Source organism: Streptomyces sp. NPDC057424 (assembly GCF_042803315.1).
In the GTDB taxonomy this organism is placed as follows: Bacteria; Actinomycetota; Actinomycetes; order Streptomycetales; family Streptomycetaceae; genus Streptomyces.
This window is the reverse complement of record NZ_JBHVCP010000016.1, coordinates 67,884-85,341: the sequence shown is the minus strand read 5'-3', so window position 1 is coordinate 85,341 and position 17,458 is coordinate 67,884. Positions and strand designations below refer to the sequence as shown.

General features: G+C 73.2%; 15 protein-coding genes, 1 pseudogene and 1 riboswitch. Of the genes and pseudogenes, 10 read left to right on the top strand and 6 right to left on the bottom strand.

All coding sequences use genetic code 11. The features are described from left to right. Positions 1-9: 9 nt before the first annotated feature. Positions 10-1,023 carry a tryptophan--tRNA ligase gene (gene trpS / locus ACFU3E_RS15900; RefSeq protein WP_384157368.1) on the bottom strand — a complete coding sequence of 338 codons (1,014 nt, stop codon included), beginning with the start codon at positions 1,021-1,023 and terminating at the stop codon, positions 10-12. Positions 1,024-1,298: 275 nt separating this feature from the next. On the opposite strand from trpS, the gene ACFU3E_RS15895 reads away from it, so the two are divergent. Next, the gene (locus ACFU3E_RS15895; RefSeq protein WP_384157365.1) at positions 1,299-2,006 is read left to right on the top strand and encodes a hypothetical protein; all 708 of its coding nucleotides are present in this window, start codon (positions 1,299-1,301) and stop codon (positions 2,004-2,006) included. A 13-nt stretch (positions 2,007-2,019) separates the two neighbouring features. Here ACFU3E_RS15895 and ACFU3E_RS15890 read toward each other — a convergent pair whose 3' ends face one another. The 3 genes from ACFU3E_RS15890 to ACFU3E_RS15880 all read right to left on the bottom strand — a co-directional run bounded on the left by ACFU3E_RS15890 (position 2,020) and on the right by ACFU3E_RS15880 (position 5,286). Further along, positions 2,020-3,501 (bottom strand): glycine hydroxymethyltransferase, encoded by a 1,482-nt coding sequence (locus ACFU3E_RS15890; protein ID WP_384157362.1) that lies wholly within the window; start codon positions 3,499-3,501, stop codon positions 2,020-2,022. Further along, positions 3,501-3,586: riboswitch (ZMP/ZTP riboswitch) on the bottom strand. It overlaps the preceding gene by 1 nt. Before the next feature lie 148 nt (positions 3,587-3,734). Then, on the bottom strand, positions 3,735-4,916 hold the full coding sequence (locus ACFU3E_RS15885; protein ID WP_384157359.1) for a glutathionylspermidine synthase family protein: 1,182 nt from the start codon (positions 4,914-4,916) through the stop codon (positions 3,735-3,737). A gap of 16 nt (positions 4,917-4,932) precedes the next feature. After that, positions 4,933-5,286, bottom strand: coding sequence for a hypothetical protein (locus ACFU3E_RS15880; protein WP_384157356.1), 354 nt, complete (start codon positions 5,284-5,286; stop codon positions 4,933-4,935). A 126-nt stretch (positions 5,287-5,412) separates the two neighbouring features. On the opposite strand from ACFU3E_RS15880, the gene ACFU3E_RS15875 reads away from it, so the two are divergent. The 7 genes from ACFU3E_RS15875 (at position 5,413) to ACFU3E_RS15845 (ending at position 14,726) form a co-directional block, all read left to right on the top strand. Further along, entirely contained in the window at positions 5,413-6,258 is an 846-nt protein-coding gene (locus tag ACFU3E_RS15875) for a hypothetical protein (protein ID WP_384157500.1), read from the top strand. A gap of 127 nt (positions 6,259-6,385) precedes the next feature. Beyond that, positions 6,386-6,964, top strand: a complete 579-nt coding sequence (locus tag ACFU3E_RS15870; protein WP_384157353.1) for an antibiotic biosynthesis monooxygenase — start codon at positions 6,386-6,388, stop codon at positions 6,962-6,964. Between the two features lie 30 nt (positions 6,965-6,994). After that, positions 6,995-9,613, top strand: a complete 2,619-nt coding sequence (gene pabB, locus ACFU3E_RS15865; RefSeq protein WP_384157350.1) for an aminodeoxychorismate synthase component I — start codon at positions 6,995-6,997, stop codon at positions 9,611-9,613. Beyond that, positions 9,610-11,133: an AMP-binding protein gene (locus tag ACFU3E_RS15860; RefSeq protein ID WP_384157347.1), complete on the top strand. Its 1,524-nt coding sequence runs from the start codon at positions 9,610-9,612 to the stop codon at positions 11,131-11,133. The genes pabB and ACFU3E_RS15860 overlap by 4 nt, the downstream gene beginning before the upstream one ends. A 23-nt stretch (positions 11,134-11,156) precedes the next feature. Continuing rightward, positions 11,157-12,737 (top strand): AMP-binding protein, encoded by a 1,581-nt coding sequence (locus ACFU3E_RS15855; protein WP_384157344.1) that lies wholly within the window; start codon positions 11,157-11,159, stop codon positions 12,735-12,737. After that, positions 12,734-13,912, top strand: a complete 1,179-nt coding sequence (locus ACFU3E_RS15850; RefSeq protein WP_384157341.1) for an FAD-dependent monooxygenase — start codon at positions 12,734-12,736, stop codon at positions 13,910-13,912. The genes ACFU3E_RS15855 and ACFU3E_RS15850 overlap by 4 nt, the downstream gene beginning before the upstream one ends. A 13-nt stretch (positions 13,913-13,925) precedes the next feature. Beyond that, a complete protein-coding gene (locus ACFU3E_RS15845; protein ID WP_384157497.1) occupies positions 13,926-14,726 on the top strand; it encodes an aminotransferase class IV in 801 nt (266 codons plus the stop codon). A 57-nt stretch (positions 14,727-14,783) separates the two neighbouring features. On the opposite strand, the gene ACFU3E_RS15840 is transcribed toward ACFU3E_RS15845, so the two are convergent. Both ACFU3E_RS15840 and ACFU3E_RS15835 read right to left on the bottom strand, forming a co-directional pair. Next, positions 14,784-15,254 carry a carboxymuconolactone decarboxylase family protein gene (locus ACFU3E_RS15840; RefSeq protein WP_384157338.1) on the bottom strand — a complete coding sequence of 157 codons (471 nt, stop codon included), beginning with the start codon at positions 15,252-15,254 and terminating at the stop codon, positions 14,784-14,786. Positions 15,255-15,302: 48 nt separating this feature from the next. Beyond that, on the bottom strand, positions 15,303-16,691 hold the full coding sequence (locus ACFU3E_RS15835) for a PLP-dependent aminotransferase family protein (protein WP_384157336.1): 1,389 nt from the start codon (positions 16,689-16,691) through the stop codon (positions 15,303-15,305). Positions 16,692-16,738: 47 nt separating this feature from the next. On the opposite strand from ACFU3E_RS15835, the gene ACFU3E_RS15830 reads away from it, so the two are divergent. After that, positions 16,739-17,257: a carboxymuconolactone decarboxylase family protein gene (locus ACFU3E_RS15830; protein ID WP_384157333.1), complete on the top strand. Its 519-nt coding sequence runs from the start codon at positions 16,739-16,741 to the stop codon at positions 17,255-17,257. Further along, positions 17,254-17,458: pseudogene (locus ACFU3E_RS15825) on the top strand (carboxymuconolactone decarboxylase family protein); the annotation flags it as partial. The gene ACFU3E_RS15830 and the pseudogene ACFU3E_RS15825, both read left to right, overlap by 4 nt.

Sequence of the window (17,458 nt, the reverse complement as noted above, 5' to 3'; positions counted from 1 at the left end):
GGGGCGGGTTCAGTGCTTGGCGGGCAGGAAGCCGACCTTGTCGTACGTCTGCGCGAGGGTCTCCGCGGCGACCGCACGTGCCTTCTCGGCGCCCTTGGCCAGGATCGAGTCGAGCGTCTCGGGGTCGTCCAGGTACTGCTGGGTACGCTCCCGGAACGGCGTCACGAACTCGACCATGACCTCGGCGAGGTCCGTCTTGAGCGCGCCGTAGCCCTTGCCCTCGTACTTCTCCTCCAGCTCGGCGATGCCGGCCCCGGTGAGGGTCGAGTAGATGCCGAGGAGGTTGCTGATGCCCGGCTTCCCGGCGACGTCGTAGCGGATCACGGTGTCCGTGTCGGTGACGGCGCTCTTGACCTTCTTGGCCGTGGCCTTCGGCTCGTCGAGGAGGTTGATGAGGCCCTTCGGCGTGGAGGCCGACTTGCTCATCTTGATCGACGGGTCCTGAAGGTCGTAGATCTTCGCCGTCTCCTTGAGGATGTACGGCTTCGGCACGGTGAAGGTCGGGCCGAACCGGCCGTTGAAGCGCTCGGCGAGGTCGCGGGTGAGCTCGATGTGCTGGCGCTGGTCCTCGCCGACCGGGACCTCGTGGGCCTGGTAGAGCAGGATGTCGGCGACCTGCAGGATCGGGTACGTGAACAGGCCGACCGAGGCGCGCTCGGCGCCCTGCTTGGCGGACTTGTCCTTGAACTGGGTCATCCGGCCGGCCTCGCCGAAGCCGGTGAGGCAGTTCATGACCCAGGCGAGCTGTGCGTGCTCGGGGACGTGGCTCTGCACGAAGAGCGTGCAGCGGTCGGGGTCGAGACCCGCCGCGAGGAGCTGGGCCACGGCGAGGCGCGTGTTCGCGCGCAGGTCCTTCGGGTCCTGCGGGACGGTGATCGCGTGCAGGTCGACGACCATGTAGAACGCGTCGTGGGTCTCCTGCAGGGCCACCCACTGGCGGACGGCGCCGAGGTAGTTGCCGAGGTGGAACGAGCCGGCGGTGGGCTGGATCCCGGAGAGCACGCGAGGTCGGTCAGAGGCCATGCCCACCATTCTCTCAGGTCCCGGGGGCCGATCCGGAACCGGCCGGAAACAGACGGGATCCCGTTCGGCCCCGGCGGTGTAACAAGGGGTGGGGCACGGGAGGGGCATGGCCCTTGCCGCGTTCCGGGCGTCGCGGACGCGGTGCGGACAGGGAGGGGGAACCGATGCGGGCACGGGACGGGGCCGGGAGAGGGCGGGGCCGGGGCGGGGCGCGAGCGGTGGTGCGCGGGCGGCGCCCGGCAGCGGGAGCCTCCCGCTCGGGCGGTGGGGCGGGGGTGTCGCGGCGCGTCGTGGTGTGGCGGACGCTGGTCGTGGCGGTGGTGGGCGCTCTGGCCGGGTGTGTGACGGTGCCGTCCGCCGTGGCCCGTCCGGTGCCGGCCCGGGACGCCCCCGACGTGGCGATGGTCGTCGCGGGCAGCACGGGACGGACGACGGCGGTGCGCTCGGGCCAGCCGGCCTTCGCCCGGCTGTGGCAGCTGCTGCAGCCCACGTCCAGGGGGACGGAACGGGTGCCGGAGGAATGGACGGAGGGGAACTTTCCGCAGGTGAGGCTCACCGTGGTGTGGGGGCTGTCCGGTGTCGGCGGCCGGCCGAGCACGAGCCGGCCGCCGGGCGGGGACGTGGCCGTCGAGCGGCAGGACCAGCTGGTGGTGGCCGAGGACGGTACGCCCTGGGTCCGCACGGATCCGGCGCCCGCCGTGGAGGACGACGACATCCGCTGGCACCGGGCGCCGCGGTCGCTCTTCGAGCGGCTGGACGGGGCTCGGCTGCTCGGTGCCGCGGAGGGCGGTCCCGCCGGGAGCACGGCCGCCGACCCGCCCGGTGCGGCGCGGGGTGAGGCCCGCTGGGCGGTGGCGGCAGGGGCACTGGGGCTCGCGGCCGGTGCCGGCGGCACGCTGCTGATACGCCGCGCGGCGGCCCGGCGCGAAGCCGGACCGCCGCGGGAGGAACCGCGTCAGGTGCTGATCGACCTGGACGGGTGACGAGCCTCGGGCGTCAGCCCAGGTCGATCTCCGGGTACAGCGGGAAACCGGCCACGAGGTCGGTGGCGCGGTGGGAGATCTCGTCGGCGATCTTCGCGTCGAGGACGTGGGACGCCTTGGAGGGGGCGCCCGACTTGGTCGTGCCCGCTTCCGTCGTGGTGAGGACGCGGTCGATGAGGCCGGCGACCTCGTCCATCTCGGCGGTGCCCAGGCCGCGGGTGGTCAGGGCGGGGGTGCCGATGCGGATGCCGGAGGTGTACCAGGCGCCGTTCGGGTCGGCGGGGATGGCGTTGCGGTTGGTGACGATGCCCGAGTCGAGCAGGGCAGCCTCGGCCTGGCGGCCGGTGAGGCCGTAGGAGGAGGCGACGTCGATCAGGTTCAGGTGGTTGTCCGTACCGCCGGTCACCAGGGTCGCGCCGCGGCGCATCAGGCCCTCGGCGAGGGCGCGGGAGTTGTCGACGATGCGCTGGGCGTAGTCCTGGAAGGCGGGCTGGCGGGCCTCCGCGAGGGCCACGGCCTTGGCGGCCATGACGTGCGGGAGCGGGCCGCCGAGGACCATCGGGCAGCCACGGTCGACCTGGTCCTTGAGGGAGTCGTCGCACAGGACCATGCCGCCGCGGGGGCCGCGCAGCGACTTGTGGGTGGTCGTCGTCACGATCTGGGCGTGCGGGACCGGGTCGAAGTCGCCGGTGAGGACCTTGCCCGCGACCAGGCCGGCGAAGTGCGCCATGTCGACCATGAGCGTCGCGCCGACCTCGTCGGCGATCTCCCGCATGATCCGGAAGTTCACCAGACGGGGGTAGGCGGAGTAGCCGGCGACGATGATCAGCGGCTTGAACTCCCGGGCGGAGACCCGCAGCGCCTCGTAGTCGATGAGGCCCGTGGCCGGGTCCGTGCCGTAGGAGCGCTGGTCGAACATCTTGCCGGAGATGTTCGGGCGGAAGCCGTGGGTGAGATGGCCGCCGGCGTCCAGGGACATGCCGAGCATGCGCTGGTTGCCGAAGGCGCGGCGCAGCTCGGCCCAGTCCGCCTCGGAGAGGTCGTTGACCTGGCGGACGCCGGCCTTCTCCAGGGCGGGGACCTCGACGCGCTGGGCGAGGACCGACCAGAAGGCGACGAGGTTGGCGTCGATGCCGGAGTGCGGCTGGACGTAGGCGTGGCGGGCGCCGAAGAGTTCCCTGGCGTGCTCGGCGGCGAGGCCCTCGACCGTGTCGACGTTGCGGCAGCCGGCGTAGAAGCGGCGGCCGATGGTGCCCTCGGCGTACTTGTCGCTGAACCAGTTGCCCATCGCCAGGAGCGTGGCCGGGGAGGCGTAGTTCTCGGAGGCGATCAGCTTGAGCATCTCGCGCTGGTCGGCGACCTCCTGGCCGATGGCGTCCGCCACGCGGGGTTCGACGGCGCGGATCACGTCGAGGGCGGCGCGGTAGGCGGTGGAAGCGGGGGAGAGGGGCTCGGCTGGCATGGTGGACCTCCGGACGTTGCGTTCAGCGTTCACGGTACGGCCCAGGCGCACGGCTCTCTCTGCTCGGACCGCTCCCCGATGGTTCGTCCATCCCAGCGCGCCAGTCACGGCCCGGCGATCAGCCTACCGGGTGGGGTGGGCGGGGAGCATCTGCCGGGTTGCTCGTGGGTGTCTGCCGGGTTGCTCATAGGTACCGGGTGCGGGTCCTTCGTGGTTGATCGCGCAGTTCCCCGCGCCCCTTCCAGGGGCGTGCCCCCAGGCCCTGTCTAAAGGATCACGTGGGGGAGGAATCGTGCGTACTCATCCGTGATCAGGCCCGAGGACTCCCGGATGCCCAGGCCCGCCGGCTCGTTCTCCACCACCCAGGCGCCGAGGACCACCCGGTTGCCGTCGAAGTCGGGCAGGGGGGCCAGTTGCTGGTAGCAGCAGGGCTCGTCGCGGAGGGTGGGGTCGGATCCGGGCTCGTGGACCGTGACGCCCGCGCCCTCCCGGCCGAGGAGCGGCTTGGCGACCCAGCCCTTGGGCGGCAGGTCCCGGGGGCCGTCCAGGTAGGCCGGGAGGAGGTTCGGGTGGTCGGGGTGGAGCTCCCAGAGGATCGCCAGGAGCGCCTTGTTGCTGAGGAGCATCTTCCAGGCCGGTTCTATCCACAGGGTGGAGCCCGTGCCACCGCCGTTGTCGAGGGTGTCCAGGACGTGGCCGGCGAAGCGGTCGGTGGTGAGCCATTCCCAGGGGTAGAGCTTGAAGACGCTGCGGATGAAGCGCAGGCGCTGGTCGACGAAGCGGCCGGAGAGGCGGTCCCAGCCGATCTCCTCCATGGAGATCCAGTCGGTGGCGAGGCCCGCCTGCTCGGCGGTCTCCTTCAGGTAGGCGACCGTCATCAGGTCCTCGCCGAGTTCGTCGGCGGAGGAGTAGGCGAAGTAGAGGGGGCTGCCCGGCGGGAGGAGGGCGGCCTGCTTCTTCCATGCGTCGATGAGGCGTTCGTGGAGCGAGTTCCACTGGTCGGCGCCGGGGAAACGGTCCTCCATCCAGAACCACTGGGGGGACGCGGCCTCGACCAGTGAGGTGGGGGTGTCGGCGTTGTACTCCAGAAGCTTGGCGGGGCCGGTGCCGTCGTAGCGGAGGTCGAAGCGGCCGTACACGGAGGGGAGTTCGGATCGGCGGTGCCAGGCCTCTGCGACCGTGCGGGCGACGCGGGGGTCGGTGATGCCCAGGTCCGCGAAGCGGTCCCGGGTGACGATGTGGTCGGCCGCCGCCAGACACATGCGGTGGAGGTCCTCGACCACCTCTTCGAGGGCCTCGATCTCCTCCAGGGAGAAGACGTAGTACGCGCTCTCGTCCCAGTAGGGGCGCAGGGAGTCGTCGGGGTAGCGGGTGAGGGGGTAGATCAGGCCCTGTTCCTCGACGGTCCGCTGCCAGCCGGGGCGGGGCTCGATGGTCCGGCGTTCCATCTGCTGTGCCCGCCCGTCAGCCGCCGCCGCTGCCGGAGCCGGAGCAGCCGAAGCCGCCCCGGTCGACGGCCTCGCTGCGGCTGAAGGTGCCGTGCTCGGCGTAGCCGCCGCTGACGTCGGCGTCGTAGTACCAGTCGGAGTCGGTGGCTCCGCTCTTGCCGGTCTTCTTGCGGTTCGTGCCGGAGGAGGACGTGCCGGACGAGCAGTTCCTGTCGGCGACGATCTTGTAGCCGTTGATGTAGTCGTAGCTGTCCCGGTCCACACAGCGGCGGTCGGGGTCGGAGCCGCACGCGGACAGGGCCGCCGCGAGGACGCCCATGCCGCCCAGCACCACCGTGCTCGAACGCAGCCTTCGCCGTGTTTCAGCCATGTGCGCGTCTCCCCCGTGTCTCCCCGTTGTGCACTGACAGACGGTCAGCCTAGAGACCGGTGTGAACGGGCGCGCATGACCCCCTGCCCGAGGCCGCTCCCCTACTGTCGATTTGTGATCTTTGGGATGGTGTGCGCCCTTGGTGCGGCGGTCTGCTTCGGTACGGCGACGGTGCTGCAGGCGATCGCCGCGCGGTCGGCGGCGGCGACCGGGCCGGGCGGGGACGTGGCGCTGTTGTGGCGGGCACTGCGGCAGTGGCGGTATCTGGCCGGCCTCGGACTGGACGGGCTCGGGTTCGTCCTGCAGATCCTCGCGCTGCGGTCGGTGCCGATCTACGCCGTGGGGGCGGCGCTGGCCGCGAGCCTCGCGGTGACGGCCGTGGTCGCGGCGCGGCTGCTCAAGGTCCGGCTGAGCCGGGTCGAGTGGGCGGCGGTGGCGGTGGTGTGCACCGGGCTCGCGCTGCTGGGGCTGGCGTCCGGGGCGGAGGGCGACGAGGAAGGGCCGGCCTGGCTGAGGTGGGCGATGCTCGGGGCGGCGGCCGGGGTGCTGCTGCTCGGGTCGGCGGGCGGGCGGCTGCCGGAGCGGGGGCGGGCGCTGACGCTGGGGCTCGGGGCGGGGCTGGGGTTCGGGGTGGTGGAGGTTGCGGTGCGGCTCATCGACGGGCTGTCCCCCGGTGAGCTGTTCCCCAATCCGGCGACGTACGCGCTGCTGCTGGGCGGCGGGGCGGCGTTCCTGCTGCTGACCTCGGCCCTGCAGCGGGGGTCGGTGACCACGGCGACGGCCGGGCTGGTGCTCGGGGAGACCGTCGCGCCCGCGCTGATCGGTGTGGTGTGGCTCGGGGACCGTACGCGGCCGGGGCTCGCGTGGCTGGCGATCCTCGGGTTCGCGGTTGCGGTGGCGGGGGCGCTGGCGTTGTCGCGGTTCGGGGAGGCGCCGGTGGACGCGGCGGAGAGCACCGTCGCGGCACGGTGAGCGGAAGGGCTTTCCCGGCTGCCGGGAGTCTTCACCTTCCGGGCAATCTTCCAGCAGCCTCCGGGGTAACCGGAAAATTGCTTGTTGAATCTTGAACGCGCGGTGAGCGCTTTCCGTATGGGACAGGGTGACCAGTAATCCCGTCACGGTCACCGTGGCCTATCGCGTGACGCCGGGCCGTGCGGCCGACTTCCACTCCTGGGGGTGGGCCATGCTGGCCGCGACGGCGCGGCAGCCGGGGTTTCTGGGGGGTGGGGTACTTGTCGACGGAGGGGCGGAGTGGCATGTCGTCTATCGCTTCGCCAGCGAGGGTTCGGCCCTGGCCTGGGAGAAATCGTCCTCCCGGGAGCAGTGGGACGCCCGGCTGGCGGGATTCGCCCGGGAGGCGGAGCGCCGTAGGGTGCCGGGTGCACGGGCCTGGTTCGACGCGCAGACGCTGACGCCCGCGCCGCCGGCTCCACCGTCCAAATGGAAACTGTGGTTCGTGAATATGAGCGCGGTATTCCCGCCGGTGCTCCTGTTCAATCTGACGGTGCTTCCTTATCTCGGTGACCTCAATGCACTGTTTCGCACGCTGTTGTTGTGCCTGTGTGTGACGGCCCTTGTCACCTGGATTCTCATGCCGCGGCTCCAGCGTTTCTTCAGGAAATGGCTGTACCCGTCGCTCCGGGCACTGCGCGGGCGGCACAAACGCCGGGCCGTCTAGGCCCGCGAACGAACAGAGGGAGGTGGGCGGGTGAAGACCCTGCTCATCGACAATTACGACTCGTACACGTACAACCTGTTCCAGCTGATCGCCGAGGTCAACGGCGAGGAGCCGGTGGTGGTCCGGAACGACGCGCCCGTCGACGCTCTTCCTGATCTCCGGGCGTTCGACAACCTCGTGGTGTCCCCCGGCCCCGGGCATCCGGGCGAGGCGCGGGACTTCGGCATCGGGGGCAGACTGGTCGCGACCTCCCCGGTTCCCGTGCTCGGTGTGTGTCTGGGGCATCAGGGCATCGCGCTCGGGGAGGCCGGTCTTGTGGGGCCCGCTCCGGAACCGCGGCACGGGCATCTGTCCACGATCCGCCATGACGGACGGGAACTGTTCCACGGCCTGCCGCAGCACTTCACCGCCGTCCGCTACCACTCCCTGGCCGTGCGCGAGCCGCTGCCGGAGACGCTGGAGGCCACGGCCTGGGCGGAGGACGGCGTGCTGATGGGGCTCCGGCACCGGGGCCGGCCGCTGTGGGGGGTGCAGTTCCATCCGGAGTCCGTCCTCACCGAGTACGGGCACCGCATGCTCGTGAACTTCCGCAACCTCACCGCCGAGCGGGCGGGCAAGCTGCGCACGAAGAACACGGCCGTGCCGTCGCACGAGGGGATCCGGCGGCGGTCCGTCGTCCCGGAGTGCGATGCGGGTCTCGGGCGGCGGGCGGCGGTCCTTCCGGGCGCCGGTGACCTTCGTCAGCCCGTGGCCGCGGCCGTCTTCCAGGTCGCTGCCGTCTCCCGGGGCGCGGCGAACCTGTTTGGCGGGGCCGGGGCGGTCGTGTTCGGCGAAGCCGCCGCGTCGAGCGAAGCCGCCGCGTCGAGCGAGGGCGCCGCGTCGGGCGGGGCGTCCGGCGGAGCCGTCAGGTCCGCAGGGCGGGGGACACCCGCCGAGGCCGCCCCGGTTGCCCCCGCACCCCGCGGCACCAACCCGACGGACGCAGCCACTTCACCAGCCGGGACCGGCCCGACCGCGGGGCAGGGGACACACACCGAGGCCGCCCCATGCGCCCCGGCACCCCGCGGCGCCGGCCCGACGGACGCAGCCGCCCCGTCGGCCAGGGCCGTCCCGGCCGGTGTCGCCATCCCCCGGCCCCGGCGCCCCGGGCGGGTCGGGTACCGGCTGCACACGCGGCGGGTCGCCGGTGCCGTTGATGCCGAGGCGGTTTTCGGGCGGATGTTCGCGGGGTCGCCGCGGAGCTTCTGGCTGGACAGTTCGCTGGTCGAGCCGGGGCGGTCGCGGTTCTCGTTCCTCGGGGACGACCAGGGGCCGCTCGCCGAGTTCGTGCGGTACGACGTCGATGCCGGGCGGTGTGAGATCGAGCGGGCGGGGCGGCCCGTGCGGCGGGTGAGGGCGAGTGTCTTCGATTACCTGAAGCGGCAGTTGAGCAACCGCCGGGTGGACGCGACGGGGCTGCCGTTCGACTTCACCGGCGGTTACGTCGGCTACTTCGGCTACGAGATGAAGGCCGACTGCGGGTCGTCCAACCGGCACCGCTCCCCCGCCCCGGACGCCGCCTGGCTGTTCGCCGACCGGGTGATCGCGGTGGACCACGAGGAGGGCTTCACCTACGCCGTGTGCCTGGCGGAGGACACCCCGCAGGCCGCGCGGGAGGCCGCCGAATGGCTGGAGGGTGTACTGACCGGCCTCTCCTGCGTGGCGACGGAACGCCCGCCGCTGCCCGGACCGCCGGAGCCGGCCGACCCGGGCGCCGCCGAGCCGTGGCTGGTGCGCGACCGGGCGACGTACCTCGCGGACATCGAGGCGTGCCGGAGGGCGCTGCGGTCCGGCACCAGCTACGAGGTCTGTCTGACCAACGCCGCCCGGTTACCCGCTCCGCCCGACGCGCTGGAGTTCTACCGGACGCTGCGCCGCGACAACCCGGCCCCGTACGCGGCGTTCCTGAGGTTCGGGGAGCTGGAGGTGGCCGGTTCCTCGCCCGAGCGGTTCCTGCGGATCGGCCGGGACGGCATCGCCGAGGCCCGGCCCGTGAAGGGCACCGCGCCCCGGGGCGACGTGCCGGACGAGGACGCCCGGCTGCGGGACGCGCTCGCCTCGGACGCCAAGACGCGGGCCGAGAACCTGATGATCGTGGACCTGCTGCGCAACGACCTGGGGCAGGTCTGCCGGACCGGGACCGTGCGGGTCTCCAAGCTGATGGCCACGGAGACCTACGCCACCGTGCACCAGCTGGTGTCCACCGTGCAGGGCAGGCTGCGGGCCGGCACGGACGCGGTGGACTGTGTGCGGGCCTGCTTCCCGGGCGGGTCGATGACCGGCGCGCCGAAGCTGCGCACGCTGGAGATCATCGACTCGCTGGAGACCGAGGCCCGCGGCGTCTACTCAGGCGCCCTCGGCTACTTCGGATGCGGCGGCGGTGCGGACCTGAGCATCGTGATCCGGACCGCCGTCCTCGCCGACGGCAGGATGCATCTGGGGGCGGGCGGCGCGATCGTGCTCGGCTCCGATCCGGACGCCGAGTACGAGGAGATGCTGCTGAAGACGGCGGCCCCGATGCGGGCCCTCCATCAGCACACCGCCGGCCGGATGCGGCAGCAGGGCCCGCCGGGGCAGAAGGCCGGGGCGGCCGGGGAGGCCAGGCGATGACCAGTCCGCAGGTCACGCTCAGCCCGGCCGCGACCGAGGCGCCCGGGAATCTCGCGGCCCACCTGGCGGAGCTCACCGAGCGGCGCGGGTGGGCCGGGCGGGCCGCCTTCCACCAGGGGCACCGGGCCTGGACCCACGGTGAGGTACACGGCCTCGCCGCCCGCGCGGCCGGCGTGCTGGCCGGTCACGGGGTGCGCCCCGGCGACCGGGTGCTGCTCGTGCTGCCGGACTCCCTCGCCTGGGTCACGGCGTTCCTCGCCACCGCCCGCCTCGGCGCCGTCGCGGTCCTGGTCAACCCCGAACTCCCCGCCGCCGATCACGCGTTCCTGGCCGAGGACACCGACGCCGCGCTGTGTGTGACGGGGCCGGGTCTGGAGGAGCGGTTCGCCGGCCGGGCGGCCCTGGGCGCCGACCAGCTGATGGCCCTCGCCCCCACCGCCGGGCCCGCCCCCGCCCACCAGGTCGACGCGCACACCCCGCTCTACGTGCAGTACACCTCCGGCACCACGGGCCGCCCCAAGGGCGTGGTGCACACACACGGAGATCCACGGACGTACCACGACCTGGTCGGCCGGCGGGTGCTGCGGATCACCGCGGAGGACGTCACCCTGTCGGTGTCGAAGCTGTTCTTCGCCTACGGGTTCGGCAACGCCTTCGTCTTCCCGCTGTTCTCCGGCTCGTCCGCCGTGCTGGTGGACCGGCGGCCCGGTCCGGCCGCCGTCGACGAACTCGTGGCCCGGCACCGGGTGACACTGCTGTACTCCGTGCCGTCCGCGTACGCGACGCTGGTCGCCGAGCGGGGTCGCGGGCACGAGGGCTGCTTCGCCTCGGTGCGGGCCGCGGTGTCGGCCGGTGAGGCGCTGCCGCAGGAGCTGGCCCGGCAGGTGACCGCGTTGCTGGGCGCGCCGGTGCTGGAGCAGATCGGATCCACCGAGGCCGGTCACGCGTTCTGCGCCAACGGCTTCGCCCACAACCACCCGGGCACCGTCGGCCCTCCCGTTCCCGGCTTCGAGGTGGAGCTGCGCGACCATGACGGCCGTCCGGTGCCGGACGGCGAGGAGGGCGAGATGTGGGTGCGCGGCCCGACGGTGACGCCCGGCTATCTCAACCGGCCCGAGGAGACCGCCCGGGCCCTCGTGGGCGGCTGGCTGGCCACGCGGGACCTGGCCCGCCGCGAACCGGACGGCACCTTCCGGCACCTGGGCCGCGCCGACGACATGGAGATGGCCGGCGGCATCACCCTCTCCCCGCTGGAGGTGGAGGCCGTGCTGCGCGGCCACCCGGCAGTGCGGGAGGTGGCGGTCGCGGCCGTTCCCGACGGGCGCGGCGCGAGCCGGCTGCGGGCCTTCGTGGTTCCCGTCCCGCCCGTCCGGGACGGTCTGGCCGAGGAGTTGACCGGCCTGGCGCGCGAGAACCTCGCCGCGTTCAAGGTCCCCCGCAGCGTCAGCTTCGTCCCGTCGCTGCCCCGTACCCCGACCGGGAAGCTCCGCCGCCATCTGGTCCGGAAGGGCGCCTGGTGAACACCACGGAGAGGAACGAGCCCATGCGACAGCCCCTGCTCGCCGACCGCGGCTTCTACCTGGGACCGGTCTTCCGGCGTGCGGCCGACCGGCACGGGGCGGTCTTCGTCACCCTCGACCGGCCGCTCGACGTCGCCCCCTCCCTCGGGGTCGACCTGAGCTACAGCGTGCTGGCCGAGGTGGTCGAGGAGTTGTCCGGCCGGTTGTGGGAGGCCGGGGTGCGGCCCTCGGAACAGGTCGTCGTACACAAGGCCGACAACGTCGACATCATGCTGCTGACCTGTGCCGTCTCCCGTATCGGGGCCGTTCCCGTGCTGCTGTCGCCCGCCCTGGCCCCGGCGGTGGCGGGGCAGCTCCTCGCACGGCTGCGGCGGCCCTGGCTGATCACCGACGGCGCGACGCTGGGCGGGCTGGAGGACGTCGCCCTGTCCGGGCTCGTGCGGCGGACGCTGTCCGTGGACGACGCGCCCGGGGCCGAGCCGCTCGCGACGTACACCGGCGCCGAACCGCCTCCGCCCGTCCGGCTCCACCCGGGCGAACCCGCCCTGATCACCCACAGCTCGGGCACCACCGGCGTCCCCAAACTGGCCGTGCACTGCGCGCGGACCATGTGGAACCGGCTCGTGCCGCAGCTGGCGATGGGCTGGCCCACCCGGGGCGAGCCCGCCGCGCTGCACCTGTCCTTCGTGCACTCGCGCTTCTACCATCTGCTCGGCGTGCTGCTGCACTTCGGCAGCCCGCTCGTGCTGATCACCGACCCGGACCCGGCCGCGGTCGGCCCGCTGCTGGTCCGGCACCGGCCCGGCATCGTGGAGACGCACCCCAACACGTTCGTGCTGTGGGAGGAGCTGGCCGGCGCGCCCGGAGCGCCGCTGTCCCGGGTCCGGTCGTACGGCTCGACGTTCGACGCGATCCATCCGCGCACCGTGCGGCGGCTGCTGGGCGCGTCCCGGCGCCGTACGCCCTGGCTGATCCAGCTGTACGGGCAGAGTGAGACGGGCCCGGTGGCGTTCCAGGTGGTGACCCGGCGCAGTGCGGCCCGGGCGGACGGCCGCCGGGTCGGGTTCGGGATACCCGGCTTCACCCGGGTCCGGGTGACCGGCGCCGGGGGCGGGCGGGTCCCGCCCGGCACACCGGGCCGTATCGAGGCGCGGACCCGGGGCCGGATCCTCACCTACCTCGGCATGCCGGAGCTCTACGACCGTCAGCTCACCGACGGCTGGTGGGAGATGGGCGACCTGGGCCACCGCAGCCGTCTGGGCGCGCTGTACCTGATAGACCGGGAGATCGACCGGATCGACGCCGTGCACAGCAACCTGGAGGTCGAGGACACGCTGATGTCCCGGCTGGAGGAGCTGCGCGAGGTCGTGATCGTGCCCGGCGCGGACCGTGAGCCGGTGCCGGTGGTGTGCGTGCGCGGCGAGCGGCCCCTGGATCCGGGGCGCTGGCGGCGGGCCACGGCCGGGCTGCCGGCGATGGCCGAGCCGCGGCAGTGGCGGTTCGAGGAGCTGCCGATGACGGCGACCTGGAAGGTGAAGCGGGTGGAGATCGCCCGGATGCTGTCCGGTGTGCCGGATTCCAGGGTCGAAGGCGCCCGGGCATGACCCCGGCCGTGGTCGTGGGCGCCGGGCCCGTGGGCCTGTCGGCGGCCCTCGCGCTGCGGGCGCACGGCCTGCCGGTCACGCTGCTGGAGGCCGACCCCAGGGACCGCGAACGTCCGGGCAGCCGGGCCCTGTTCGTGCACCGGGAGACGCTCTCGCTGCTGGACGCGATGCTGCCCGGCCTCGCCGCCGAGATCACCTCGTACGGGCGGACCTGGCACACCAGGCGCACCTGCTACCGGGGCCGCGAGGTCTACGCCCGGACCTTCCCGCCCCCGTCCGGCCCGCCGCCCTTCACCAGCCTGCGCCAGAGGGACACCGAACGCTTTCTGCGCGCGGCCTGTGAACGGGCCGGGGCCGACGTCGTGTGGGGCGCCCGGGTGACGGGCGTGCACAGCACGGGGAGCGGGGTCCGGCTGTCGGGTGCGGACGGCCGGGAGTGGAGCGCCTCCCACGTCGTCGCCGCCGACGGGGCACGCTCCGCGGTCCGGCGCGAGCTGGGCATCGAGCTGGAGGGCACCCGCGGCGAGGGCTTCCACGTCGTCGTGGACGTCGCCGATGTGCCGGGTGCCGAGCTGCCGTTGGAGCGGGTCTTCCACTACGAGCATCCCGGGGCCGGTGGGCGCAGTGTGATGCGGGTGCCGTTCACCGGGGGTTTCCAGATCGACCTCCAGTGCCGCGACGACGACCGGCCGGAGGAGTTCGGCACCGAGGAGGCCGTACGGCGCTGGCTGCCCGCGATCGTCGGGGACGGCTACGGCGACCGGCTCCTGTGGGTGTCGACGTACCGCTTCCTGCGCAAGGTGGCGGCCTCGTTCACCGATCCCCACCGGCGGGTGCTGCTGGCCGGTGAGGCGGCGCACCTCTTCCCGCCGTTCGGGGCGCGCGGGATGAACAGCGGCATCGCGGACGCGGCGGCCGCCGCCGAGGCGATCGCCGCGGGAACCGGCGAGGCGGTCGCGCACTTCGCCGACGTGCGGCGCGCGGCGGGCCTGTTCAACATGGCCGCCGCCGGTAGGGCCCTGGACCATCTGCGGCCGCGCCGCCGGATCGTCCGGGTCGGGCAGCGGGCCGCGGCGGCCCTGGCGCCGGTCCTGCCGTGGTGTGGATCCTGGCTGGAGCACGCGCCGTACGGGCCCCGGCACGGGGCGTCCGCCGTCGCGGGCCGCAGGTACTGAGGAGGACGTCGTGGTGACAAGACCGGCGGTGGCGGAGGGCCTGTGGGCGTGGGCGCCCGGCCGTGGCCTGGCCCCGGCTCCGGAGCGGACGGCGGGAGGGCGGCTGCTCGTCGCGGACTCGTGGCTGCTGCGTGAGGGTGAGGTGCGGGCCTACGGCCGGCACCGGGAGCGGTTCTCGCGGTCCTGTGGTGAGTGCGGCGGGCCGGAGCCGCGCCGGCTCGTCGCGTTCTGGCAGGACGTGACCGCGGCGCTGCCGCGCACGGGGGTGTGGTTCCCCCGGGTGGAACTGGCGGCGGGGTCCCTGGAGCTGCGGCTGCTGCTGCGGCCCGCTCCGCCGCTCGGCGCGGGGGTGCGCCTGTGGGCCGCGGGTCAGTCCGACCCGCGGGCCGTGCCCCGCCGCAAGGGCCCGGACCTGGACACCCTGGCCCGGGTGCGCCGCCGGGCCACGGGTGAGGGCGCGGAGGAGGCGGTGCTGATCACCCCCTCGGGCACGGTCCTGGAGTCGGCCACCGCCAGTGTCCTGTGGTGGGAGGACGACACCCTGTGCCTGCCCCCGCCGCGGCTGCCCGTGCTGCCGGGTGTGACGGCCGGGCTGCTCCAGGAGCGGGCGCTGCGCTCGGGGTTCCGGATCGCGCACCGCGAGCGGACCGTGGCCGAGCTGGACGGCTGTGAGGTGTGGCTGGTGAACGCGCTGCACGGGATCCGGCCCGTGACGGGCTGGACCGGACGGCCGATGCGGGTGCCTCCGGTGGAACGGGCCGGGGAATGGCGGACATGGCTGGACGGAATGCCGGAGCCGCTGCCGGCCGGCTGAATCGAAGGGAAACAGCAACGCCGGGCCGAATTCGACCCGGCGGCTTTCCCCTTTCCTTTATCGGCTTTTCGGGACCATGCGCGTCGCTATCGCGATGCGGTTGTAGGCGTTGATGACGGTGGCCGACCAGATGAGGGCCGCGATCTGGTTCTCGTCGAACACCTCGGCCGCCTCGGCGTAGACCGCGTCCGGTACGCGGCCGTCGTGGACCAGCGTCACCGCCTCGGTCAACGCCAGGGCGGCGCGCTCGCGTCCGGTGAAGAAGGGCGTCTCCCGCCAGGCGTTCAGAGTGTGGATGCGCTGCTCGGTCTCGCCCCGTTCGCGGGCGTCCCTGGTGTGCATGTCGAGGCAGAACGCGCAGCCGTTGATCTGCGAGGCGCGGATCCTCACCAGTTCCAGCAGTTCCGGTTCGAGCTTCGCGTCCTGGGCCGCGGAAACGGCGGCGGCGTGCAGGGATCCCATTGCCGTGGAGACGTCGGGGGTGATTTCCTTCAGGGCCACGCGGGATATGGAAGAACCTTCAGTCATGGGGTGACCATATCGTTCTGATGGTATTTCGAAGGGGAATTCGCGCGATTATCCGGGCAGTACCGCGCACAGCGCGTCCAGCGCCCCCGACCAAGCATGGTCCGGTGGTGTGCCGTATCCGACGACCAGGGCGTCGACGGGCTCGGTCCGCGCGGCGGGGTTGGTGTAGCGGGCGAGACCGTGGAGCGCGAGGCCCCGCCACTTCGCCGCTTGGACCACCGGCTGCTCGGTACCGGGCGGCAACCGCAGCAGGACGTGCAGACCGGCCGCGATGCCGGTGACACGGGCTTGCGGGGCCCTGGCGGTCACAGCGGCGACCAGGGCGTCCCGGCGGCGCCGGTAGCGCAGGCGGGCCGCGCGGACGTGCCGGTCGTAGGCGCCGGACGTGAGGAACTCGGCCAGGGTCAGCTGGTCCAGCACGCCGCAGGTGTCGACGCCCCCCTTCGCCGCGGCGGCCTCCTCGGCGAGGCCCGGCGGCAGCACCATCCAGGCCAGCCGCAGCCCGGGGGCGAGGGACTTGCTCGCCGTGCCCAGGTAGACCACCCGGTCGGGGTCCAGGCCCTGGAGGGCTCCGACGGGCTGCCGGTCGTAGCGGAACTCACCGTCGTAGTCGTCCTCCAGCACCAGCCCGCCGGTGTGCCGCGCCCAGTCCACGACGGCCGTACGGCGGTCCCGGTGCAGGGGCACGCCCATGGGGAACTGGTGGGCCGGGGTGAGCAGCAGCGCGTCGGCTCCGGACAACCCGCCCGGGTCGGTGCCCTGTCGGTCGAAGGGCAGCGGGGCGGTGTCCAGGCCGGAGCCGGCCAGGATCCTCCCGTGCACGTCGAGGCCGTACGACTCGACCGCGACCGTCCGGGCGCCACGCGCCCGCAGGACGGCGCCGAGCAGCTTCAGGCCGTGCGCGAACCCGGCGCACACCACGATGTGTCCGGGGTCCGCGCGCACACCCCGGGCCCGTGAGAGGTATCCGGCGAGCGCGGCCCGCAGCTCGGGCCGGCCACGCGGGTCGCCGTAGTCGAGCGCGTGGTGCGGGGCGGCGGTGAGGGCACGGCGGGCGGCCCTGAGCCACTCCGCGCGCGGGAAGGCCGCGAGGTCGGGGCTGCCGGGGCGCAGGTCGTAGGCCGGGCGGGTGGGTGCGCGGGGGTGGGGTGCCGTGCCGGACGGCGGGACGACCCGGCGCTCGCCGACCTGGGTGCCCGAGCCCTGCCGCGCGGTGAGCCAGCCCTCGGCGACCAGGTCGGCGTAGGCGTCGGCGACCGTGTTACGGGCGATGCCCAGGTCGGCGGCGAGCGCGCGGGAGGAGGGAAGCCGGGTGCCGGGGGTCAGCCGGCCGGAGCGCACCGCCTCACGCAGGGCGTCGGTCAGCCCCCGGCGCAGGCCCGGCCCGGCCGGCTCCACATGCAGGTCGATGCCCAGAGTGGCCCAGGATTCCGCCATGGAAATGGACCATACTCCTGGGCTGCTTCCTTCCTAGGGTCGAGGGCATGACGACGCATCCCGACGAGACGACGACCACGACGACGGTGGAGTACGCCCCCGAGCAGCCCGCCCGCCTGGACTGGGCCAAGCACGCGCCCGAGGTCTACAAGGCGATGGTCCGGCTGGACACCGCCGTCCGGAAGGGCCTCGACCACACGCTGTACGAGCTGGTGAAGATCCGCGCCTCCCAGATCAACCACTGCGCCTTCTGCATCGACATGCACACCAAGGACGCCCTCGCCTCGGGTGAGAGCGTCGAGCGGATCGTGCAGCTCAGCGCCTGGGACGAGTCACGGCACTTCTACACCGCGAAGGAGATCGCGGCGCTGGAGCTGACGGAGGCCGTGACCGTGCTGACCGAAGGCTTCGTGCCGCAGGAGGTGTACGAGCAGGCCGCCAAGCACTTCGACGAGGCCGAACTGGCGCAGGTCATCGCCGCGATCACGGTGATCAACGCCTGGAACCGGTTCGGGGTGACCTGCCGGATGGCGCCGGGGCACTACCAGCCGGTGCAGTACAAGTGACGCCCCGCACCCGGCTGCTGGACCCGGCGGTCGGCCGGGCCATGCCGGCTCTCGGCGCCACGGCGAAGAAGGGACTCGGCGATCCGGCCCTCGCCGAACTCGTCTTCGCCGAGCGGGAGCGGGCCGCGCCGGCGCTGACGGAGGCGGTGACCGTGCTGACCGAAGGCTTCGTGCCGCAGGAGGTGTACGAGCAGGCCGCCA